Here is a 23068-nt window from a genome sequence, read left to right on the forward strand (position 1 = left end):
ATTGGAACATATAATTCTTTCTGATAAGATAATATGCAAACATGTGATCTTATCTATTATCATATCTCATAACTGTTCGTAACAGGGAGGAATCATATTTTGCTTGAACTTACTTCGTCCTATGTGGATTCATTGGCCCCTAATGCGGCCGCCATCAAGAATGGGCAAGGGCTTGTGAAGAAGAAAAGCTTTGTGGAGCTGAACCGCTCGGAGAATGGTGAACTACTGTTCGGCCAGTGCTCGGGTAGCGGCAAGTCCAATTATGTCTGTTCAGTCGATTTTGTGGTTCCTGAGAAGCCGGTTGCCCGCTGTACCTGTCCCAGCCGCCAGTTTCCCTGCAAGCATGCCCTGGGGCTGATGTATGCCTATTGTGAAGGTCTAGAGTTTCAGATTGCTCCCGTACCGGAGGATATTCTCTCCAAACGTGAAAAAGCGGAAAAGCGGGAGGAGACAAAGGCGAAGCAGGCTGAGGAAGGTAGTAGCGAACCAAAGCCCAAAAAAGTCAATAAATCTGCTCTAAAGAAAAAAATCACGGTCCAGTTGGAAGGACTTGATGTGCTGGAGAAGCTGATCCTTTCGCTGATCCGCGGTGGACTTGCGACGATTGATAGCAAAACGATTAAGACGGTCAATGAGCATGTGAAGCAGATGGGCAATTATTATCTGCCTGGTGCGCAGACCGAGCTGCGCCGCTTCGCATTGCTGTTATCTAAGGGTCAGGATCATGAGGAGAGCTATACATATGCGGTGGAGCAATTAACTCGTCTGCATGCGTTCATCAAGAAGGGCCGGGCCTATCTGACTGCCAAGCAGGAAGACCCTGAATTGGCCCGTGACCATGAATCTACTATCGAAGAATGGCTAGGGCATGCCTGGCAGCTCGCGGAGCTGAAGGAAGTTGGACTCGTGACAGAGGGAGCAGAGCTGCTTCAGCTTGCTTTTTATAGTTATGATGACGCTGCCCGTCAGGAATATGTGGACCTTGGGTACTGGCTGGAGCAGGCTACAGGGGACATTCACAGAACTGTGCAATACCGGCCCTATAAGGCTGCCAAGCATTTGCGGGAGGATGACAGCTTTTTTGAAGTGGCGCAGCTTCCTCTATTGTACCGTTATCCTGGTCAAATGAACGTCCGGGTTCGGTATGATGAAATGCTGCCGAGGGCTGTAATTGGTACTGACCTGGCCGCTGTCTCGGCCAATGCGCAGCGCTCTTATGCGGAAGCCTTGAAGAAAGCGAAGAACGAGCTGAAGAATCCGCTTGGAGAAAAGAATCCTGTCCTGCTGCTGCATGCCGTAAGGCTGGGCCAGACGGAGGGCGGACAATACACGCTGACGGATGAATCGGGCCAGCATCTGGTGCTGGAGGATATCCCGTCCTTGCCGCAGGGCACGACAGGATTGCTGCCGTTTCTTGCATCCGAATGGCATGAGGACATTGCCGTACTTGTCATGCTTGAACATTTGTCTGACCAAGGGCGCCTTGTTGCCCAGCCGCTTACTGTTGTCAACGATGCCGGGATAACCCGTCTTTTATACTAATCATCCAAAATTATAATAGGGGGTTATCCCATGAGTACCGCTTTATTGCAAGAGCTTAACCAAGAGCTTAGAAGATTGTATATTGCCGGGAGTGATCTGGCTGCGGGCGATTTCCGGCTTAAGCGTCTTTTGCCCCAGTTCCAGCAACTTGGTGAACGGTCACCTGTATTTAAAAGATTGGGAGAAGGGGTCTCCGCTCTGGTAGAACCGACGGAAGAACAGGGGGCAGCCTCCGCCGTGAAGCTCCAGGATCTGGCCCTTCTACTGGGTTCGATACTATACACCCAAGGCTCCACAGCCCCCTTAACCGAACCGGGCAAGCTTGTAAGTCGGCCCATGCTGCTAAAGACCAATCTATCCTATCGCAAGCTGGCAGAGGTGCAGCAGGCATTGTCCACAACCGGCAGCGGGCGTTACGAGATTGTGAAGGATGCCTATGAACAAGGTGTTTTTCAGGACTTGCGACTGCTTCCCGCCGCTATAGCTGCGCTGAGAGATCCTTATTCTGAGCTAGCCGAATTCGCGCGGGATGCCATCCTCCCGGCCTATGGCAAGCCTATAACGCCTTTTTTGCTGGAGGACTTTGATCCTTCCGGGGGGAAAAGCGAGTCTCGTAAGTTGCAAGTGATTGAACGGGTGAGCGAGGGAGAACAGATGGACTTTATCTGTCAAGCAGCAGAGAATGGCTCGGATGAAGTGCGGACAACGGCGATCAGGCTGCTGGCTGGATATGCCGGTTATGAAGCTGCACTGCTGAATTTCTCCTTGGAGAAGAAAAAGCCGATCCGGGAAGCGGCCTTCAGGGCTCTGGCGGCGAGCGAATCGGTTCAGGCAGCCGACCGTCTGTACGAGGCTTTCAGCGGCAAGGATATCGAGCTTGCGGCCAGCGCTCTAAGCGAGTCTGAACGGCTGGACGCACGAATTGTGGTTGATTTTGCAGCTGATCTGGAGAAGACGCCAGAAGTAAAGGGAAACAAGAAGCAGGAAGAAAGTCTGCGGACCCGGTTGAATCATTATCAACTGGCCGTAGTGGGCAAATACAGTGAAGGTCTGACGGAAATCTACAGCAGCATTTTGCAACAGCATTCCTTGTATACTTCATTAGGTTGGATTGAGCTTGTGGATTGGGCAGCTAATTACATAGGGGGCTTGAACACCCTTGAAGGACTTACTTTGATCCAGCAAGTAGAGGAGAAGAACCACCGCTATCTTCCACATGCCTTCCAGCTTGCCTTCCGTCTCTGGTCTCCGGCAGTGTTGTATGAGCAGTATGCCGAGCCGCTGGCGAATCAGCCTGATGCAACACCTGACAAGGGGACCAAACAGCGTGAACAAAAGTTGCTTCAAGTCATCGAAGATCTGGTAGTGCAACGAGCGTATCAAATGTATGACGCGGTGTGGAGACCGTCTTCCAGCAGGTACTACTCCTTCTCTTCCCTGGAGCCGGTCTCTCCAGAGGAAATCGTCGATTGCTGGGACCCGCGCTGGCTGCGCTGGTCGCTGGAGAAGAACAAGCCGGAACTGGTCAGTGCGTTTGCTAGACCAGGGGAGCCCTTGATACAGAAGTATTTGCTGCGTAAGCTGAACAATAATCCGGAGTTCCGCAATAAATACGCTGGTCTTCTGCTTATGGGATTGGAACGGGTCGGTGCTGAACTTGACGTGCGGCAAGAAGCGCTGATGGCTGCTTTGGAGGATAAGCGCAACAACAATTGTTATGTATTCGATATATATGTGTTTAACCTGCTCTGTGGGCTGCCTTCGTCTTTCTTGCCACGCCTGGAAGCGGTGCTTCCTGCGTACAGATATGAAGCAGGCGAGCAGTTGTCTTACGTGATAAGAACTTTAAGCCAAAGGGGAGAACAATAAATGACAGAGCAAGCTCAGCTTCAAGATTACATGCGCCTTCCAGCAGAGGTTCTATACCGCGAGGAGTTGGAGGCGTTGATCAAAGCGGATAAGGGGAAAATACCTGCCGGCTGGCAGATGTCTCCACGATCGGTATTGACCTTCATCGTGGGTGGCAAGGCCGGTAAGACAGTTATTACACCCAAGTACATCGGCAATACCCGATTAATTGAAATGGCCATCGCTACACTGGTGACTGACAGGGCGCTGCTGCTGATCGGGGAGCCGGGCACGGCCAAATCGTGGCTGTCCGAGAATTTGTCAGCGGCGATCTATGGCAATTCGGGTCTTGTCGTTCAAGGGACGGCGGGAACCAGCGAAGAGCATGTCCGCTATTCCTGGAACTATGCCATGCTGCTGGCGAACGGGCCAACGCCTGAGGCCTTGGTGAAAAGTCCGATTATGCGTGCGATGGAAGAAGGCGGGATTGCCCGTTTTGAAGAAATCTCCCGCTGCGCTTCGGAGGTACAGGACGCACTAATCTCCATTTTGTCCGAGAAGACGATCTCGGTTCCTGAACTAGGCAAAGAAACCGGCGCCCGCAAAGGTTTCTCTATCATCGCCACCGCCAATACACGGGACCGAGGGGTCAACGAAATGTCGGCGGCCCTCAAGCGGCGGTTCAACATCATTGTGTTGCCCGCACCGTCGGACCTGGAAACCGAGTTGTCTATCGTTAAAAAACGGGTTGGCGAGATTGCATCCTCCTACGAATTGCAGGCTGCGGTGCCTGCCGATGAAGCTTTACTGAAGGTGGTCACGATCTTCCGTGAGCTGCGCAGCGGCATGACACTTGACAAGAAAGAGAAGGTGAAGTCCCCGGCAGGTGTAATCTCGACGGCCGAGGCGATTTCCCTGCTCACGAACAGCATGGCGCTGGCAGCAAGCTTTGGCGGCGGCGAGCTGACAGACGAGGATCTCGCTGCGGGGCTTCAGGGGGCGATTGTAAAAGATGATGACAAGGATAAGCTGGTCTGGAAAGAATATTTGAATAATGTAATGAAGAAAAGAGGAGCCGAGTGGCGCGGCCTGTATCAAGCCTGTAAGGAGATGAACGAGTGAGACCAACTGCTGAAGCGGCTGTGCATATTTTTGGGGTGCGGCATCTGTCTCCGGGCGGTGCAAAGCATCTGCTGGATTACCTGGATGAGCTTCAGCCGACGGCGGTACTGATTGAAGGCCCGGCAGACGCCACGGCAGAAATTCGCCATTTGACGAATAAAGAAACCAAACCTCCGGTTGCTGTATTGGCATTCACCGCTGATTTACCGGTACGGACAGCGCTATGGCCGTTTGCCGTGTACTCACCCGAGCTGCAAGGCCTGCAATGGGCGGAGGCGAATGGGGCGATGGCCACTTTCATTGATCTGCCATCGTCAGTCATTCTGGCGCTGCAGGACACTTCAAGACGTTCAGCAGAGCTAGAGCATGACAAGGCACCGGATTCCGGGAAGGCGGGTGAACCGGCTGCGCTGGAAACCGATCCGGAAAAGGGGACAGAAGAGCAGAAGGCGTATGGAGACGCATCGCCTTCGCTCTATAGCCGGATTGCCAGTGTCGCGGGTGAGCATGATTACGACATGTATTGGGAACGGAATTATGAGCACAATGCCAGCCCAGGTGCTTACCGGGAAGCCATCCTCTCCTTTTCTGCTGAGATGCGGAATCTCTCTGAAGTACAGGAGCAGCGGGAACAGCCTATTGAGCATGCCTACAACTACGTACGTGAATCCTATATGAGACGGCAGATTAGAGATACCATTGCCGCTGGTCATGACCCGGAGCGGATCGTGGTCATCTGCGGAGCCTATCACGCAGCGGCATTGGCTGATGTGACGGATTACATGACTGATGAAGAACTGGCGTTGTTGCCTTCGCGTAGCACGAAGTTGACACTGATGCCTTATTCTTATTATAAATTGTCCACGATGTCCGGTTACGGGGCGGGGAATCGGGCTCCCCATTATTTCCAGATGATGTGGGAAGCGATGGTGGCCGGTACGCCGGAGGATTTGCCTTATCTATATTTGTCCTCCGTTGCCCGGCTTGTACGCAGCGGGGGAACCCACCGTTCTACTGCTGAAGTTATTGAAGCGGTTCGGCTGGCGGAAGCGCTGGCCGCATTGCATAGCGGAAGCGCTCCGACTCTGCGTGATTTGCATGATGCTGCACAGACACTGCTTGGTCACGGAGATCTGTCTGTCATAGCCGAGGCGCTTGCCAGAGTGGATGTCGGGACGGCTATCGGCAGCCTCGCCGAAGGGGTTAGCCAGACCCCGATTCAGGATGATCTGAACCGGTTGTTCAAGAAGCTGAAGCTGGAGAAGTACAAAACTACAGTAGCCTCAGATCTGTCGCTGGATCTGCGGGAGAACCGCCGGGTAACTTCTACAGAAGCGGCTTTTCTGGATCTGAACCGTTCAATCCTGTTTCATCGGCTGAGCTTACTGGGCATTTCCTTCGCGAAGAGTCAGCCGAGCGGTCAGGAAGGAGCGACCTGGGCGGAGAACTGGGTAATCCAGTGGACGCCGGAGGTCGAAATTCAGGTCGTCGAATCCACGCTGCTGGGCGAGACGGTAGAAATTGCCTGTGCCTATGTACTCCGCGAAAAGCTGAACGAATGCCGCTCCATTGCAGAAGCTTCAGCGCTGATTAAGGTCGCCTGTCAATGCGGCATGGCTTCACAGATTGAGGAGGGCCGGCAGGTGTTGCAGACCCTCGCTGTAGACAGCCGTGATGTGGTTGAGATCGCAGCGGCTGCGCGGGAGTTGTCGATCATCATCGGCTACGGAGATATCCGCAGGATCGACACTGTGCCCTTAGTGCCGCTGCTGGAGCAGCTGTTCTTGCGAGGCTGTCTCTTCTTGACCGATGCTGCGGGCTGCAATGATGAAGCAGCCACGGCAATGACCGCAGCGATGAATGAGCTGAACGCCATCGCTCTGGATCATGACGACACCGTCGATGGGGAGCTATGGCTTCAGGAGCTGCTGCATTTGTCGGAGCGGGACGACCGTAACCCGAGGCTGTCCGGCTTTGCCTGCGCCATTCTGATGGAACGCGGCGCGATTACCGCAGCAGAATGTGCCGCCGAAGTCTCGCGGAGGCTATCTCCAGGCATACCTGCCGATCTGGGCGCCGGTTGGTTCGAGGGCCTTTCCATGCGTAACCGCTACGGCTTGTTGTCGCGCATGAGCTTATGGGAGCAGCTCAATGATTACATCAACTCGCTGCAGGATGATGAGTTTGTGCGGGCGCTTGTGTTTTTGCGCAGGGCGTTCAGCACCTTCTCGCCAAGAGAGAAGACCATGATCGCCGAGCTGTTAGGTGAGCTGTGGGGTGTCAACTCGGAGCAGGCGGCAGAGATCCTGACGGGTGAATTGAAGGAGGAAGAGACGAAAATGCTGGACGATCTGAATGAGTTTGACTTCGAGGACTTTTGACCATGGAAGAGAACAGACAGGAACATACATTGAAAAGATGGCGGCTCATTCTCGGAGAGGGTGCGAATGACCAGCTATCAGGCTACTCGGAGTCGGGTAACGTTGCGTTGACTGCGGAAGAGCAAATCATGGATGCGGCATTAGCAGCGATATACGATGATACCGGAACAGCCAGCAACGCTGGAGGTTCGGCAACGGGCGGTAAAGGCAAAGGGGCTGGTACGGGGCATGGGGCTGTGCATCTATCCAAGTGGCTAGGAGATGTACGGACCTTTTTCCCGGAGGATACCGTGTCGATTATTCAGCAGGATGCCATGGAACGCAAGGGCTGGAAGCAGCTGCTGTTCGAGCCGGAAATGCTTGCTACCGTGAAACCGGACATCCAACTGGTAGGCACATTGCTGGCGCTGAAGGGTAAAATCCCCGAGAAGACGAAGGACACAGCCCGCCTGCTGGTAAAAGCGGTGGTGGATGATCTAGTGAAGCTGCTGGAGACGGATATCCGCCGCGCAGTGACTGGGGCGCTCAACAAACGGCAGCATTCGCCACTGCCTTCCCTTAGTGGCTTGGATTGGAAGCGGACGATTCAGCGTAACCTGAAGCATTATGACACAGAGAGACGACAGCTTATTCCTGAGCGTTTCTATTATTTTGACCGTGCCCGCCGCAGTAAGGAATGGACTGTAATTGTGGATATCGATCAAAGCGGTTCCATGGCGGATTCGATTATTTGGGCTTCGGTCATCGGCTCCATCTTTGCCAGCATTCCTGCGCTGCGTACACGGGTTGTAGTCTTCGATACAGAGGTTGTCGATTTGACCGAGCAATGCGAGAATGATCCGGTGGATATGCTGTTCGGTATTCAGCTCGGTGGCGGTACGGATATTCATAAATCGGTGAAATACTGCCAGCAGTTTATTGAAGAGCCCCAGAAGACACTCTTTATTATTGTCTCGGACCTTTATGAAGGCGGTAATCAATCCGGACTAGTTCGTCGGATGCGCGAAATGCGGGAGTCTGGGGTGCGAACGATGTGTCTGCTGGCCTTGTCGGATAGAGGGAAGCCTTTCTATGACGAGCGTCTGGCGGGACAATTGTCCCGTGACGGAACTCCTTGCTTCGCCTGCACGCCTGCACTCCTGCCGGGTTTGGTTGAGGGTGCGCTCAAAGGTCAGGATCTGGCAGAGCTGGCGAAGCGGTTGGGTGCTTTTCAAGGCTAATTATCGGGGAACATAGACAAGTCAGAATGTGTATATAGATAGTAGTGAACGATCGTCTTTCATTTCACATATTGTTAAACTTTCATATATCATTTATAATCGGCCTAATGAATGATAGGGAAGTAACTTAAAAGGAAGTGTATGATTTCATGACAACGAAGCTTAGAGCCGGCATTGTCGGCGGCACAGGAATGGTAGGCCAACGCTTTATCGCTTTACTAGAGAACCACCCTTGGTTTGAAGTGACTGCAATTGCTGCAAGCAGCAGATCTGCAGGCAAGAACTTTGAGGAATCCATTGCCGGCAGATGGAAGCTGGATACTCCACTTCCTGATAGCGTGAAGAATATTATGGTTCAGGATGCATCCCAGGTAGAAGAATTCGCCAAAGATGTGGACCTGATCTTCTGTGCAGTAGATATGAAGAAGGAAGAAATCAAGAAGCTGGAAGAAGACTATGCACGTACTGGAACACCGGTCATCTCCAACAACTCCGCTCATCGCTGGACGGCGGACGTACCGATGGTGATCCCGGAGATCAACCCAGAGCATATTAAGGTGATCGAGCAGCAGCGTAAGCGTCTGGGCACCACAACAGGCTTCATTGCCGTGAAGCCAAACTGTTCTATCCAGAGCTATGTGCCAGCACTGCATGCCTTGGCGGCATTTGAGCCGGAGAAGGTTGTCGTAAGCACATACCAAGCGATCTCCGGAGCAGGCAAGACGTTCGCGGATTGGCCAGAAATGATCGACAACGTGATTCCTTACATTGGTGGCGAAGAAGAGAAGAGTGAGCAAGAACCGCTGCGGATTTGGGGCGAGTTGACCGAAGAGGGTATCGTGAAAGCTTCCACACCTGTGGTCACTTCCCAGTGTATCCGTGTGCCAGTGGCTGACGGCCATATGGCATCGGTATTCGTGTCCTTCAAGAAGACACCTTCCAAGGAAGAGATCCTGGAGCTCTGGAAGAGCTTCAAGGGCCGTCCGCAGGAACTTGAGCTGCCAAGCGCTCCGAAGCAATTCATCACCTATTTCGAAGAAGAGAACCGTCCACAGACGAAGCTGGACCGGGATATCGAGAATGGTATGGGTGTTTCCACCGGACGTCTGCGTGAAGATTCACTGCACGACTTCAAGTTCGTTGGGCTGTCCCACAACACGCTGCGCGGTGCAGCTGGCGGTGCGGTACTGATCGCCGAACTGCTCAAAGCGGAAGGCTATATTCAGCCTAAAGCGTAATAAATGATGCTATAATCACCCGTCATCCTTCTGGATGGCGGGTGATTTGTGTTTTTTTTCGGTTTTTTGGCGAAGGTAATGGTATGATAGTCAGGTGCACAACTGTGAAAAGTGCTAAAGAGATACTAATGGAGTGATCATATGGGTGCAAAGAGTAAAGGCGGCGGCACAGGTCGTGGAACAGGCAGCAAGGGATGGACACGCTGGAATAAGACAGCAAAGCCAGTAAAACCCAAGTTCTTGAAGGGTGGTACCTCCGGTGCTCCTGACGCTAAAGGAGCAACTGGTGCCAAGAGTGGTTCGTCAGTAAAACCAAGCGCGAATAAGAGCGGTGGAAGCCGGTAAGACGGCTTCTGGCATAGCACATAACAGGGAGTGCAGGTTTAGCATGAGAATCAATAAGTACATAAGCCTGTCCGGCGTCTATTCCAGAAGGGAGACCAACCGCTTGATTGCTGCTGGGCGGATCAGCATTAATGGTCTGGTCTGCGAAGAAGGTGCAGAAGTAGAGCTGGGCGATACAGTGCTTGTGGACGGTCAAGCCCTTCCAGAAGAACGTTCTGAACCGGTGTATTTAGCCTTGAATAAGCCCGTCGGCATTACATGCACGGCAGCTAGAGAGGTTCAGGGCAACATTATAGATTTCGTTAACTATCCTGCGCGGATTTTCGCAGTCGGCAGACTGGACAAGGCGTCGGAGGGACTTATTCTATTGACGAACAATGGAGATATCGTGAATAAAATGATGTCTTCGGAGTATGGGCATGAGAAGGAATATATAGTGGATGTAGACCATCCAGTGACAGATGAATTTTTGCAAGCCATGGCGAGCGGTGTGGGTATTCTGGGGGTTATCACCAAGCCCTGCCGGATCTATCGGGAGAGTGAATGTAGATTTCGGATTATCCTTACCCAAGGGCTGAATCTTCAGATTCGCAGAATGTGCAAAGCGCTAGGGTACAGGGTGCTGAAGCTGGAGCGCATTCGAATCATGAACATTACGCTGGACGGTCTGGAACGTGGGCAATGGCGCCACCTGGCAGATGAAGAGCTCCAGAACCTGCTGGCAAGGCTGGATGAAGCGGCAAAATAGTATGAAAAAGGAGGTGTCTCGCTGATTAGCGGACACCTCCTTTTTATTAGGTTTAGTGAGGTTGACTCTACACTTAGTCAATACACAGTTACGGCCTTGTATGCGCGGCCTCTACAGCCTGTACAAACGCTCTTGCCGCAGCAGTGGCATCGGTGGCTCTGGCAATAGCGGAGATCACCGAAATGCCGTCCGCGCCGGAAGCAATGACCGGTGCGGCATTGGCGGCCGTAATCCCGCCAATACCAACAAGCGGCATGTCTATGCCCGCTTGCCTGATCTCGGTGATGAGTCTGGTGCCTTGAACGGCCCGCGCGTCATCTTTGGAAGGCGTAGGGTAGACCGGGCCAATGCCAAGATAGTCTGCACCATCGGAGATGGCTTGCTGCACTTCCGCTAGATTGTGAGCGGAGACACCGATGATTTTGCCAGACCCGAGACGCTGCCGGATCGATGCCGCAGGCTCATCCTCCTGGCCGATATGTACCCCGTCAGCATCGAGCTGAATAGCCAGTTCAATATCGTCGTTGATGATAAAAGGAACGCCCTCGGCCCGGCACAGAGTCTGGAGCGAGCTTGCCAACTCGAGAAGGGCATGCCCATGGAGGGCGGCTGGACCCTTTTCCCGGAACTGAAACATCGTAGCGCCACCCTTGATCGCTGCCCTCAGCGTCTCTTCTGGTGACTTACGGCAATTGGCGGTGCCCATTATAAAATATAAGCTCAACCGCTCTCGCAGTTTGTGGCTGTCCACTACCTTCATCTTAGGTTTCCCCGCCTTCTGTTCTGGTAGGCAAAATGGTTCGTCGGCCCATGTCCCGCACCGATGGCCAGCCCGTCTTCAATGGCCGCCTGAATGAAGGCTCTGGCCGTATGAATCGCTTCCTGCACAGACTGCCCTTTGGCGAGCTCCGCAGCCAGTGCGGCAGAGTACGTGCAGCCCGTTCCATGCGTATGACGGGTGTTCACCCGTTTATTTTCCATATAAAAGAACGAATGTCCATCGTAGAGCAGATCAATTACTTGCTCTGTCGACTCGTCATGCCCACCCTTTAGTATCACATAGCGTGAGCCCATGCCTGCGATAATACGTGCGGCTTGCTCGCGGTCCTGCAAGCTGGTGATCCTGTGACCCGTAATCAGCTCAGCTTCCGGGATGTTGGGCGTCGTTACGTACGCCAAGGGCAGCAGCCTTGTGATCAGGGCGGCAAGTGCTTCCTGCTGAAGCAAGGGCGAGCCGCCTTTGGCGACCATCACCGGATCAACGACGAGCCGGTCCCAGCTATACTGTGCTACCTTGTCGGCCACAATACCGATGATTTCGCTGCTGAACAGCATCCCGGTCTTGACGGCCCCTGGCTGCAAATCCTCTCCTATGGAATCCAGTTGTCTTGTTACTGCCTCCGGGTCAAGGGGATACACGCCTTGCACACCGAGTGTGTTCTGAGCGGTTATTGCCGTCAGTGCGGACATTCCGTATACGCCCAGCTCCTGAAAGGTTTTCAGATCGGCTTGAATCCCTGCGCCGCCACCGCTGTCTGAACCGGCTATCGTCAGAGCTTGATAGACACTCATATAAATTCTCCTTCCGCAAAAACGTTGCTTGATGTATTTGAAATTTTAGTCGTCAAATTAGAGTTTTTTAATCAGCGATCTCTTTTGGTAAATGTACGGCGTAACCAGTGAAAGCTGATTCAAGAACTCGATTTGAAAGCTGCCTGGACCGTGTCCACGCGTCCGCTCCTCAGCGATTTCCGCGGCTACGCCATAGAAAGAAATTCCTTCGGCTACGGCTTCCAGCGGTGAATCCGCACCGACAGCCAGGAAAGCTCCGGTTACGGCGCTTAGCAGGCACCCGGTCCCGGTGACCTTGGTCAGAATAGGGTGACCGTTGGCAGCAATATAAGTCGTTACGCCATCGGTAATAATGTCCTCTTTGCCGGTGACGATCACGATGCAGTCAAGTTTACGTGCAGCCTTCTGCGCAAGCCCCACAGCATCACCGTCACCTGTGCCAGCATCTACGCCCTTGATTGCCCATTGCTCCCCGGCAACATTGGCTACCTCGGCGACATTGCCACGCAGCGCCGTCAGGGAGATCGAATCGACCAGCCTCTGAACGATATTCGTCCGGTAAGCGGTAGCCCCGGCACCGACTGGATCAAGCACCACAGGCGTACCATGGGCATTGGCGGATTGTCCGGCCAGAATCATCGATGGGATAACCTGTTCATTCAGCGTGCCGATATTCAGTACGAGAGAAGACGCCATTTGGGCCACCTCGGTAACTTCTTTCTGAGAGTCCGCCATAAACGGGGAAGCACCGAGGGCCAACAGCCCGTTGGCTGAAAAATTGGCCACTACAATATTGGTGATATTGTGAATCAGCGGATTTTGTTCCCTTACCTTAGACAAATAAGTCATACGATTGCCTCCCGAGAATATTAGATTTGTACCACGGAGCTACATAACTTGCTATTGCTTATCTTGCTTTGCATTGTCTTGCTTTACAGATTGATAAATGCTTCTTCCGGCGCTGTTTCAGCCTTCAGCAGACCGTTTTCTTTTAGCCATTGTTGCACCTTGTTCCACGAAGCCGGGTCTTGATAACCAAACGGTTCTTCCCCCGAATCCATTAGTGGAAGCAGGACTTCCAAGCTCTTCTTCTCGATATCTTTGTCGAGCGGGGAGGTCTGGTCTTCATGCTTGAACAGAAGGTCGAGCGCTTCCTTCGGATGCTCCTTGACGAACTTTTGGCCTTTGGCGGCGGCGGTCAGGAATTTTTTGAAATAACCCTGAGAGTTCTGCATTCCTTGTTGGCTGGCTACCAGCACAAGCTCATAATAATCTGGAACTCCATAATCCGTTGGGTTAAGGGAGGTCACTGGATGCCCCTCTTTTTCCAGGATCAGCTGCTCATGATTGATAAAACCTCCAATGATGGCATCGGTCTGCCCTGTGGAGAGGGCCGGAACGAGGTTGAAGCCAATATCCACGAGCTTTAAGGATTCTGGATCACCACCGCTGCTACGGACCATCGTCTTCACCATGGCTTCATAGAGCGGGATGGAGGAATAGCCTACGGTCTTGCCGGTCAGATCTGCAGGCGTCTTCACAGAAGAATCAGCCGGAACCATCAGATGATTCAAGGGGTGTCTGACAATGGCTGCGATGGAGAGGACAGGGATCTGTTCCCCGCGTGCCATCAGCACCTGTGGCTGGTAACTCAGCGCAAGATCAATCTTGCCCGCAGCTACGAGCTTCAGCGCATCATTGCTGTCAGCAGGCATCTGAATCTCTACATCAAGTCCTTCCTCAGCAAAATATCCGTTCTCCTGAGCAGCGTAAAGGAAGGAATGAACAGCATTCGGATACCAGTCCAGCATCAGCGTAAGCTTATGCGGCTTACCGGAGTCTTCCCCGGTTTTGCTACCAGCGCCTCCTGACTTTGCTGCTTCGCCGCAGCCACTCGTAAGCAATGCTGTCACTACTGCAAGTAGCAGCAGCGGAACAATTTTTTTGAAACTGTGATGTCTTGTAATCATTTGTGAAATCCTCTTTTCTTGAAAATAATCTTTTCGATCATAGTGATAATCAGAAATAAACCAACGCCCATCGCGGATAGCAGGACCACTGCGGCAAACATTTCCTTGCTCTGCAAGTTTCCTGCCATCCTGCGGCTAAAATATCCAAGTCCCTTGCTGCCACCTAGCCATTCGCCAATCGTCGCCCCGATCACACAGTAGACCATTGACAGCTTGAGGCCGGAGAAGAAAGAGGGCAGAGCCAGCGGAATCCGTATCTTGAGCAGAATTTGGCGGGTGCTGGCGCCCATGGTGCGGAGCAGGTCCTCATAAGCGTGATTCTTCTGCTGTAACCCGTCATATGCTCCAACCACCACTGGGAAAAAGGCAGTCAAGAATACTACCGCCACCTTACTCCACAGTGTGTATCCGAACCACATAATAAAGACAGGAGACAGCGCGATGAGTGGAATGGTCTGGCTGATGATAATAAAGGGATAGAGTGCCTTTTCCAGCGGACGCCACGTGTGCATGCCAAGTCCCAGCAAGGTGCCGCAGGTAACGGACAAGGCGTAGCCAAGCAGTACCTCTTGTAACGTAGCGGGTAAATGCAGCCCGAACAATATGTTCTTGTTCTCGAACAGAGACGCTCCTATCGACAGAGGACCTGGGAGAATGAATGGTGGAAGGACTCCGGTCCGCGCCAGCATCTCCCATAGACCGAGAATAAACAGCAGCAGAAGAAGAAACGGTCCGTAATTCTGCAAGTTTTTTCTAAACAGCCGGGTTGTCATACAATTTGCGCTCCAATTCAGCCCGCAGCTCTATAAAACGCGGTTCATAATTCATTTTGCTATGCCGGGGCCTAGGGAGATCCACGAGTATTTCTTCCACGTATCCTCCGGCCTGTCCAGGTAAGAGGTAGATGCGGTCACTGAGCAGCAGAGCCTCTTCTAGATCATGCGTAATGAAGAGAATCGTCTTGTCCAGCACATCCAATATCTCCAGCAACCAGCTATGCATTTCCCGCTTGGTCATGTGATCCAGGGCCCCAAAAGGTTCGTCTAGCAGCAACAGGTCGCCCCCCGTAATGAGCGTTCGAAGAAAAGCCACCCGCTGCCGCATTCCGCCTGATAGTTCATGGGGGAACGAGTTTTCAATACCGGCTAGACCTAAACGCTCCAGCAATTCAATTACATGACTAGTAACCTCGGCTTTGCTACGGCTCCGCTTGATTTCCCAAGGAAGCAGGCAATTCTCCAGTACCGTCCTCCAGGGTAGCAGCAGATCCTGCTGAGGCATATAAGCGACCTGGCCCAACCGCTTGGCGGTAACCGAAACACCGTGAAGACGCAGATCCCCGCTGCTTGGCTCAAGCAATCCGGCAATAATTTTGAAAAGCGTGCTTTTTCCGCATCCGCTGGTTCCAACAAGGGAAACGAACTCACCTTGGTGAACCGCTAAGGATATATCTGAGAGTACCGGTGCATCTGCGGATTTGGCGTAGGCGTAAGATAAATTGTGTACAGAGATGATTTCCGTAATCCGCGTAACCTCCTTAGCACGATAAAAAGACCCCTTCATCTCCCGGCGGAAATAAAGGGGCCTAAAATTTAAGTTTGCAAAAAGAAGTGCCATGCAATACCCGAATTTCAGTTCCACTTCCCTCCGCTGGTATGATCCAGATCAGGTTCCAAGGGTCCGAAGCTTACCGCATTCGTCTCAGCCAATTCAGGCTCCCCTAGTGAAAAAATACTTTTATCGCTATCAAGTTTCATAATTCGGTTATAAATATACCATATTTTATAGTATTGTAAATAGCAGGGCATATTAAATTCATTCAACCAGGGTGATCTCATTGGAATTAAACAAAGCAACCTGTAGTAGTGTCGGTAGTTATAAACATGCACTGACTAAGGGGAAGAAATATAAAATATTAGATGAAAAAGAAGAAATGATCAGAATCGTCGGAGACCAAGGTAGGAGAGTTTGGATCAATAAGTATTACTTTTATTTTAATGACGAAGAAGTGCTTATATTGACTGATTGGAAATTCGATGATGATGTTGAAACAATGGAATTCATTGAAATTACATTAACATTTAATGATCGAGTAAAACGTTGGTGCATCATTACGACACCGGATAAGTTAAAGCAGTATTTTGCTAGACTAGCAGCACCAGAATTACCAGGGATTCATATAGGACACATGATAATAGTGCAAAGGATAGATGTTGATACTGTGAATGCATTTTTGCGACAAATGGATAACCAAGGCGAATTACTTAAAGCATCATTACCACTAGGTGAAGGATCAGAAGACGAAGATATCTCGGGGCTACTCTAAACTGTTAGTAGTATCTGATAACAACGCTGTAATGAAAGGAGCGTCAAGATGAAAGAAAGGACTGCGAAATCAACTTTACAAGTATTTTTTTTATTTGGATAGTGTTTATCGTAATTTCATCGATACAGTTGTTGCTAAATATTGTGCAAGAGCGCCCCACTTGGGTGATAACTTTAGTGTTCCTACCTATACCAATGTCTGTGTTTCTTGCGGTTGAGAACAAAAAAAGTAATAAATGTAACAAATATTTAGAGGAAATAAGAGGTGTTAGACCTCTATAAGGAGTAATAAAGTGCAAAAAGCATCTGAAGCAGAAAAGTTGAATATCCTTGATTTATTCGGAAGATTGGATGTTGAAGAGTATGACAATCCTGGTTCTATTTTTAAATATATAGGAATATTAGATGTACACGCTAAGCGCTTATCTGAAGAGGAAGCAGCGTCGATACTAGGCTCGGAGCTTATTAGCAGGAATGAATCTAAATTTGTAGATTACTTTCGCCGATGTGTACAAACCATCCCAGGTCGGATATTTGTTAAGAGGTGCCCAATTAATGCAGGACGGGATAGCCGTGAGAACGTGTTCAAAATAGAAGAAAGTGATGAATTGCTGGATATTATAAAACAGATTGCTCGAGAAGAAGGCTTTTATAACATCTATTTTGTTGAAGCGATGACAGTAGTCGTTGGCAACTTTGATTTATCCTGGCCGATTTATAGTTTTTCAGAAGACTACAGAACATTTAATCAAATAGCAAGAGAGGCAAACTTATACATAAGAAACTGATTAGAACAGCAAGAAGGACTAATAACCCTAGAAAAGCTGAGCAAACTGGAAATAATGATCGTACGTCAACAAAAAAATATTAAAGATGCTTTTATAAGCAATATTTTGGTGTTTTAAGATGAATAAATGGTGATATTGTAATCAACCTCCAGCTTCGCGCATATGCGCAGAACCGGAGGTTTTTTCAGTATTAGCGCTTCTGATGTAGTAGTTGCAGCTTCAAGGTACTTCAGGAGATAAAAAAGCTGCTTACATAGAACGCATTAAAGTAACACACAAAGCTCAGAAATTAGTACCGATGTGCAATTAACGGCATTTTTGTACCCTAAATATTCCACAGCTATATGGTCAGTGGTAATTAAGGGTAATTTTGTATGTTAATTCTTCCAGAATAGGCCGTTCAACGTATTTGTTTCAAAAATAAGGTACAAAAATGCTCCTATTTCCCTAATTTACCTCTATTTAAGGGAAATAAGGTGCGAAAATGCTGTTAGTTGAGGATGCAGAGCCATTTTTCTTTGTTAACAAGAACGGTTCAGAGAATAGGAGAAGTTGCGACCTAAACTAAAGCCTTAACTTCACTAGAATAACGCCCGGCCCCCAGTTTGAATCTCAATTCCACTTAATATATTCACTCTTTTTTTCTCGCAAGTCCGTCAATGAACAAGGCGATTATCCCCTGAGTAATATCCTCTTTGGTAGATTGGTGCGCCTTCTGCTGATAGAGATAAAGATCCGGGCTTAGCACGGACAGGAGTGCAGTCACGGTAAAATGCGGGTCAATGTCCACGATCTCACCATTCCCGGCAGCTTGGGACAGCAATTCTGTGAAGATAACATTTACCCGCCGGAAAAAAGGGTGCTCGAATTGAGTGAGCTGCTTCTTGCCCACAAACTCAGATTTGATCAGGTGCAGCAGCTCTGCATGCTGGTCAATGAAATCGACTACTTGCTCGATGCTGTTCTGGAGACGCTGGAGTGCAGGCACGTCTGCAGTGAGACACTGTGCTTCCCGCTCCAGTTCGGTCAAGAAACGACCCGTACTGTCCCGTAGAAGGGCAGAGCAAATCTCACCTTTGTCCGTGAAGCGACGGTAAAGGGAGCCCTGGCCGATGCCGGCTTGCTTAGCAATGTTGTACATGCTGACATTCTCCAGGCCTGACGCTTTGAAAAGTTCTCGGGCCGCATTCAATATTCGTTCATGATACGGATCGATCGTTTGTTGGTTTGCTAGGTCAATAGGGGCAAGCGAAGATTCCTCTGTTTTTTTCATACGGGCTCCTTTTGGCTACAGCGTATATTTATTTAAAAATAAATTAGAGAATTGACAATGCGGACAATTGTCCGTAGACTAAGTGATGCCAATACGGACAATTGTCCGTTCACTAATTATAATTTAGTTCCATTTCAAAGGTCAATGATTCCTGAGATGGCGATAGAGGAGGAGAAGAGAATGGAACATACGGTACAAGCGGACCGTGAATTTCGCATATCGAGTATTCTGATCCCGCTGATTGCGATTATTGCCGGAGTATTCATGGTAGCACTAGACTCCACGGCTATGAACGTTGCACTACCAACACTGTTAAAGGACTTCAATACAAATCTGACTACACTGCAATGGGTAGTTACTGGCTATATGCTGGCGCAGGCTTCGGTGATCCCGCTGTCGGGCTGGCTTTCCGACCGCTTCGGGGCCAAGAGAGTGTTCTTAAGTGCTGTTGTTTTGTTTACGATCGGGTCCATTCTGTGCGCGATGCCGAGTAGTGCGGAATGGCTGATTACATTTCGGGTCATTCAGGGACTTGGAGGAGGTAGCGTAATTCCGATAGCCATGGCGTACGTCTACCGGCTTAGCCCACCTGGTAAGGCTGGCGTTGTGATGGGACTTATGGGCATTCCTGTCCTGTTTGCCCCGGCAATAGGCCCTGTACTATCTGGCTGGCTTGTTGAATTCCATTCCTGGCGTTGGATTTTTCTAATTAATATTCCAATTGGTATCATCTGTCTGGTGATCGGCATGCGAAAGTTGCCCAAGGTGGAGCGAACTGAGGTCCCGGGGATGGATAAGTTTGGTATGATCCTCGGACCTGTAGCCTTTGCAGCTTTAACCTATGGCGTCAGCCAGGGAGCTGAGAGCTGGACGTCCAGCAAAACACTGGTAGGTCTGGGTCTTGGTGTCATTACCCTGATCCTGTTCGTTATCGCCGAATTAAAAGCGCGAACACCGCTAATGGAACTGCGTGTGATGGGTTCCAGAGACTTCAGTCTAGGCATCATCGTCCAGTGGATCGGGCAGTTCGGACTGTACGGTGCTTTGTTTCTGATGCCGCAATTCTTGCAGCAAGCCCGTGGTTTCGGAGCTTTTGATACCGGCCTGACGATGCTGCCGCAGGCCATTGCTTCAGGGCTAATGATGCCGATTGCCGGGATGCTGTTTGATAAAATCGGAGTGCGCTGGCTCATCGTTGGTGGTCTCGGTCTGATTTCCGGCGCGCTGTATCAGTACTCCCATGTGGATCTGACCATAGCATCACGAGATTTAATCTTGCCGCTGCTGATGTGTGGCGCGGGTATGGGGCTGATGATCATGCCGATGAATACGCATCTCCTTAATAAAGCGCCACGTCATTTGGTGAATCGGGTAACCTCGTTGACCAATTCCATGCAGCAGGTGATCAACTCCCTGGCAATCTCGACCCTTGTGACGATTCTGACCTCCAGAACAGCTACGCACGCTCTTGCAATGAAGGAAGCAGCAGCTGCCGCGGGAGCAAATTCTGCAGGAGCTTCGCCGGAAGCGGTGAAGCTCCTGCAGAATTTACTTGTGAAGGGCTTCGACGACACCTTCCATATTATGATGTTCGTCGCTATTGGTGGCGCAGTGCTGGGCCTTCTGCTCCGCAGAGGCAGCAAAAAGACAGAAGAAGCGCCGCATACCGAGATGATGCACGGATGAAGAATTTAATGAGGAGAAACTCAACATGACTATTGCATTATGGATTGTCCAGATTTTATTAGCGCTTGTCTTCTTTATGGCTGGTAGCATGAAATTGTTTCAAAAGAATAAGGCAATGGAAATGATGGTCTGGGCTAGAGAGGCTTCACCAAGCTTTTTAATATTTGTTGGAGTGGCTGAAATATTAGGAGGAATCGGTTTAATTTTACCTGGAGTATTGGGGATTTTACCAGTCTTAACCCTTCTTGCAGCCATTGGCACAGCCATTATTCTGATCTTAGCAGCATTATTACATGCAAGAAGAAAAGAAAAAGGTGTAGGTATTAATATTGTATTTTTATTATTAGCTTTATTTGTGGTCATGGGTCATATCCTTGCCAAGTAGACAAATAACGAAGAACCTCCGGCTTCGCACATATCGCGAAAACAGAGGTTCTTTTTTCATTATAGAGAGGGAAATCCTTCGAATATTGAGCTGATTATTCAGCAGCTGCGGCTTCGCGGGACTTCAGGAAGTCCACTGCGTTGTAGACCATGATGGCAGCTTCAGCACGGGTGATTTCACCTTTGGGATTGAACTTTCCATTGCTGTCCAGTGTGTTGATCTTGTAAACTAGCGAGCGCTGAACGGCACCTTGGTAGGAAGGGTCTAACTGGCTGTCATCTGTGATGTCGGCAGGCTTGATATTGATGTTTGGCAGATTGCCGATGGCTTCCACGCCCTGAACCAGCATGCTGGTGAATTGCTCTCTGGTCAAAATCTGGGACGGTTTCACATCTTTTGGAATGTCTACCCGATTGTAGTGCGCATTAATGAAAGCTTCTGCGTACCAGGCATTGTCCTTCACATTGGTGAACAGACCGCTGGCCTTGGGAGCAATATTGAAATCAATCGCGGCCAGGCTGAGCTGAAGGCCTCCAGCAATGAATTGTACGCCTTGGGCAACGGTTACTTTCGAAGCAGGCAGGAAGGAAGTCTCTGTAATTCCCTTGATCAGGCCCTGATCTTTAAGGGAAATAATTTTTTCTTTGCCAGCTACGGAATCAAGATCCTTGAAGTTAGTCTCTGCGGCAAAAACTTGACTCCCGAAGGAGAAGGTGAGAAGAGTTACTGTAGCCATCGCTGCAAATGCGCTTTTTTTCAAATTCATGTGGATTCCACCTTGTCATTGGATTGGCCACTTGGCCATTGCTTGTTCCCTTTGACGAGGCAATGATTGGAAAGGTTGCAGATCAAATTAATAGGATTCACGAAAAAGCAGATTGCGGTAAGGATACCTACTGAACGGCGTCCTGAATAAAAGGGCTATTCCGCTGTCTTCGATGTTTACAGAGCGCAGGGCATCACTCTTCACGAGCTTTCTGACCATACACTTCACGGTTCTCTGATCTTTGCGGCGGATTGCGTATGCCAATGCCTTGGCAAAATGGCAGTTCGTAGCCAGCTTTCGATAGAAGGGGAGTAAGGCACGGGCAATGTAGCGGTGGGCTTTTGTATTAAAAGTAAATTGGACCAGTCCCGGTGGGATCGTGGTTCCATTCGTATAATAGCCGACAGGCGGCGTGAAGGGAAAAGAAATAAAGTAGCCGATGGCATTCGTTCCATAATTCTGATTTCCAGCCAGTGAGGGGATTCTTGCCAACAGATCACCGATAAGGTTGAGATTCGCTGTAACGACCGCTTTTGACCACTGCCGGGCGAACTTATCGTCCTTGGCGATTTTTGTATAGAACGGTAACATGGCCCTGGCAGTTTTGCGTAAAACAAAAGCGGTGACATGAGGCCGGGATTTCTTTCGTACCAATTGCGACATCTTCACCATCCTCCTTTATATAGATTACACCCGTCTATATAAAGTATGGGGGCTGGGCTTATATCTGATTGGGCGCTTGCACCATATGCGGAAAAATATTTTTGATTTGTATAAGGTTTTGGAACACTGGACAAGGATGTTATAATAGATTTAGACTCTTTTCAAGTGATGGTAAATTTGTTATGCTCATATCGTAACGATTACTATTTAAGGTTTGATGGTTTGGGAACAGCATCGTCTCAAGGGAGTGCAGGTGCTGATTCGTTTCGGAAAGGCGGGAAACTTATGAATCCAATTGAAAATATTAGCCAGCAGTTTGCAGCACACAAGTATAAATTAACGCGTCAACGCGAAGCCATAGTCCAGGTCTTGCTGGATAACGAGAAGGAACATCTCAGTGTGGAGGAAGTGTATATGCTGGTCAAAAACAGCTATCCGCATCTGGGGCTGGCAACGGTATATCGTACGCTGGAGCTGTTGTCTGAGCTGCATATCGTTGAGAAAATGAACTTCGGTGACGGCGTGGCCCGTTATGATCTGCGTGACGACACGCATGCCCATATGCACCATCATATGATTTGCCATGTCTGCGGTAGACTCGAAGAGATCAAGGACGATTGGCTCTTGGATCTGGAGAAGAGGCTGGAGCGTGAATACGGCTTCACGGTTACTGATCATCGCCTGGATTTCAAGGGTACGTATGGGACCTGCAAGCATACGGGCTGCAAGCGGGACAAGGAGAAGAAGGCTGTTTAAAGACAAACTTAAAGCCAGTCCATTCTGGGTGAATTCAGACAATAACTGGCACGATGAGTCAGGAGCGGGGGCAACCCCGCTTTTTTTAGTGGGCAACAAGATGGACTTAAATGTCCTTTTTGAGATAATAATGGGTGTGTCTGCCTGCATTTTCAAGAGTGCCGAACACTTCAAATCCTAATTCAAGTCCCCCATAGATTTGCTCATCTTCATCCTTCAGGAATAGATTGACCACTTGATATCTGCCTTTTAAGTCGTCAGGAAAATGCATCATATTGAACTCGAACATTTTATTCTCAATATAAGACTGATGCTCACTATTTGTTTCATTGTGAATTTGAAGCTTCATTTAGTTGTCACTCCTGATTAGTTGTTTGGAGGTGTTTCTTGAAGACAAGCACTACTGTTGCTTTAGAATCTTATTTTGCAAACACAATATT

At 49.9% G+C, this 23068-nt stretch carries 23 protein-coding genes and 1 riboswitch; of the genes, 13 read left to right on the top strand and 10 right to left on the bottom strand.

Going from position 1 to position 23068, the window contains the following annotated elements; all coding sequences use genetic code 11:
• The first annotated feature begins 99 nt into the window (after positions 1–99).
• The 8 genes from ACFVRY_RS01600 to ACFVRY_RS01635 all read left to right on the top strand — a co-directional run bounded on the left by ACFVRY_RS01600 (position 100) and on the right by ACFVRY_RS01635 (position 10444).
• On the top strand, positions 100–1542 hold the full coding sequence (locus ACFVRY_RS01600) for an SWIM zinc finger family protein (RefSeq protein ID WP_387496400.1): 1443 nt from the start codon (positions 100–102) through the stop codon (positions 1540–1542).
• A gap of 30 nt (positions 1543–1572) precedes the next feature.
• Positions 1573–3411, top strand: a complete 1839-nt coding sequence (locus ACFVRY_RS01605; RefSeq protein WP_387496403.1) for a HEAT repeat domain-containing protein — start codon at positions 1573–1575, stop codon at positions 3409–3411.
• A complete protein-coding gene (locus tag ACFVRY_RS01610; RefSeq protein ID WP_379466179.1) occupies positions 3412–4512 on the top strand; it encodes an ATP-binding protein in 1101 nt (366 codons plus the stop codon).
• The gene (locus tag ACFVRY_RS01615; protein ID WP_387496405.1) at positions 4509–6893 is read left to right on the top strand and encodes a DUF5682 family protein; all 2385 of its coding nucleotides are present in this window, start codon (positions 4509–4511) and stop codon (positions 6891–6893) included. Before ACFVRY_RS01610 ends, ACFVRY_RS01615 begins: the two co-directional genes overlap by 4 nt.
• 2 nt (positions 6894–6895) lie before the next feature.
• Entirely contained in the window at positions 6896–8113 is a 1218-nt protein-coding gene (locus tag ACFVRY_RS01620; RefSeq protein ID WP_387496408.1) for a VWA domain-containing protein, read from the top strand.
• Between the two features lie 149 nt (positions 8114–8262).
• Entirely contained in the window at positions 8263–9351 is a 1089-nt protein-coding gene (gene asd, locus ACFVRY_RS01625; RefSeq protein WP_387496411.1) for an aspartate-semialdehyde dehydrogenase, read from the top strand.
• A 141-nt stretch (positions 9352–9492) separates the two neighbouring features.
• Complete coding sequence (locus ACFVRY_RS01630; RefSeq protein ID WP_387496413.1) at positions 9493–9696, top strand: DUF3934 domain-containing protein; 204 nt, start codon at positions 9493–9495, stop codon at positions 9694–9696.
• 43 nt (positions 9697–9739) lie between these two features.
• On the top strand, positions 9740–10444 hold the full coding sequence (locus ACFVRY_RS01635) for a pseudouridine synthase (protein WP_387496416.1): 705 nt from the start codon (positions 9740–9742) through the stop codon (positions 10442–10444).
• Positions 10445–10532: 88 nt separating this feature from the next.
• On the opposite strand, the gene thiE is transcribed toward ACFVRY_RS01635, so the two are convergent.
• The 6 genes from thiE to ACFVRY_RS01665 all read right to left on the bottom strand — a co-directional run bounded on the left by thiE (position 10533) and on the right by ACFVRY_RS01665 (position 15549).
• On the bottom strand, positions 10533–11204 hold the full coding sequence (gene thiE, locus ACFVRY_RS01640; RefSeq protein ID WP_387496419.1) for a thiamine phosphate synthase: 672 nt from the start codon (positions 11202–11204) through the stop codon (positions 10533–10535).
• On the bottom strand, positions 11201–12016 hold the full coding sequence (gene thiD / locus ACFVRY_RS01645; RefSeq protein ID WP_387496421.1) for a bifunctional hydroxymethylpyrimidine kinase/phosphomethylpyrimidine kinase: 816 nt from the start codon (positions 12014–12016) through the stop codon (positions 11201–11203). Before thiD ends, thiE begins: the two co-directional genes overlap by 4 nt.
• Positions 12017–12073: 57 nt before the next feature.
• Complete coding sequence (gene thiM, locus ACFVRY_RS01650) at positions 12074–12865, bottom strand: hydroxyethylthiazole kinase (RefSeq protein WP_387496424.1); 792 nt, start codon at positions 12863–12865, stop codon at positions 12074–12076.
• 83 nt (positions 12866–12948) lie between these two features.
• A complete protein-coding gene (locus tag ACFVRY_RS01655) occupies positions 12949–13986 on the bottom strand; it encodes an ABC transporter substrate-binding protein (protein WP_387496427.1) in 1038 nt (345 codons plus the stop codon).
• Complete coding sequence (locus tag ACFVRY_RS01660) at positions 13983–14759, bottom strand: ABC transporter permease (protein ID WP_387496430.1); 777 nt, start codon at positions 14757–14759, stop codon at positions 13983–13985. The genes ACFVRY_RS01655 and ACFVRY_RS01660 overlap by 4 nt, the downstream gene beginning before the upstream one ends.
• The gene (locus tag ACFVRY_RS01665; protein WP_387496433.1) at positions 14740–15549 is read right to left on the bottom strand and encodes an ABC transporter ATP-binding protein; all 810 of its coding nucleotides are present in this window, start codon (positions 15547–15549) and stop codon (positions 14740–14742) included. The genes ACFVRY_RS01660 and ACFVRY_RS01665 overlap by 20 nt, the downstream gene beginning before the upstream one ends.
• A gap of 62 nt (positions 15550–15611) precedes the next feature.
• Positions 15612–15718: riboswitch (TPP riboswitch) on the bottom strand.
• Between the two features lie 105 nt (positions 15719–15823).
• Between ACFVRY_RS01665 and ACFVRY_RS01670 the strand changes: the two genes are divergently transcribed.
• Together ACFVRY_RS01670 and ACFVRY_RS01675 are read left to right on the top strand one after the other, a co-directional pair.
• Positions 15824–16312, top strand: a complete 489-nt coding sequence (locus tag ACFVRY_RS01670; RefSeq protein WP_387496436.1) for a hypothetical protein — start codon at positions 15824–15826, stop codon at positions 16310–16312.
• A gap of 292 nt (positions 16313–16604) precedes the next feature.
• Positions 16605–17099, top strand: a complete 495-nt coding sequence (locus tag ACFVRY_RS01675; protein WP_387496439.1) for a hypothetical protein — start codon at positions 16605–16607, stop codon at positions 17097–17099.
• A gap of 631 nt (positions 17100–17730) precedes the next feature.
• Here the strand turns inward: ACFVRY_RS01675 and ACFVRY_RS01680 are convergent.
• Complete coding sequence (locus ACFVRY_RS01680) at positions 17731–18372, bottom strand: TetR/AcrR family transcriptional regulator (RefSeq protein WP_387496441.1); 642 nt, start codon at positions 18370–18372, stop codon at positions 17731–17733.
• Positions 18373–18552: 180 nt separating this feature from the next.
• Between ACFVRY_RS01680 and ACFVRY_RS01685 the strand changes: the two genes are divergently transcribed.
• On the top strand, positions 18553–20058 hold the full coding sequence (locus ACFVRY_RS01685; RefSeq protein WP_387496444.1) for a DHA2 family efflux MFS transporter permease subunit: 1506 nt from the start codon (positions 18553–18555) through the stop codon (positions 20056–20058).
• 25 nt (positions 20059–20083) lie between these two features.
• Entirely contained in the window at positions 20084–20443 is a 360-nt protein-coding gene (locus ACFVRY_RS01690) for a DoxX family protein (protein WP_387496447.1), read from the top strand.
• A 94-nt stretch (positions 20444–20537) separates the two neighbouring features.
• On the opposite strand, the gene ACFVRY_RS01695 is transcribed toward ACFVRY_RS01690, so the two are convergent.
• On the bottom strand, positions 20538–21209 hold the full coding sequence (locus ACFVRY_RS01695) for an S-layer homology domain-containing protein (protein ID WP_387496450.1): 672 nt from the start codon (positions 21207–21209) through the stop codon (positions 20538–20540).
• 87 nt (positions 21210–21296) lie between these two features.
• A complete protein-coding gene (locus tag ACFVRY_RS01700; protein WP_387496452.1) occupies positions 21297–21872 on the bottom strand; it encodes a hypothetical protein in 576 nt (191 codons plus the stop codon).
• Positions 21873–22157: 285 nt separating this feature from the next.
• On the opposite strand from ACFVRY_RS01700, the gene ACFVRY_RS01705 reads away from it, so the two are divergent.
• Positions 22158–22628, top strand: a complete 471-nt coding sequence (locus ACFVRY_RS01705; protein WP_175374628.1) for a Fur family transcriptional regulator — start codon at positions 22158–22160, stop codon at positions 22626–22628.
• Positions 22629–22734: 106 nt separating this feature from the next.
• Here ACFVRY_RS01705 and ACFVRY_RS01710 read toward each other — a convergent pair whose 3' ends face one another.
• Positions 22735–22977, bottom strand: coding sequence for a hypothetical protein (locus tag ACFVRY_RS01710; RefSeq protein WP_387496455.1), 243 nt, complete (start codon positions 22975–22977; stop codon positions 22735–22737).
• Positions 22978–23068 lie beyond the last annotated feature (91 nt).

Source organism: Paenibacillus sp. NPDC057934 (genome assembly GCF_042887565.1).
In the GTDB taxonomy this organism is placed as follows: Bacteria; Bacillota; Bacilli; order Paenibacillales; family Paenibacillaceae; genus Paenibacillus_AQ.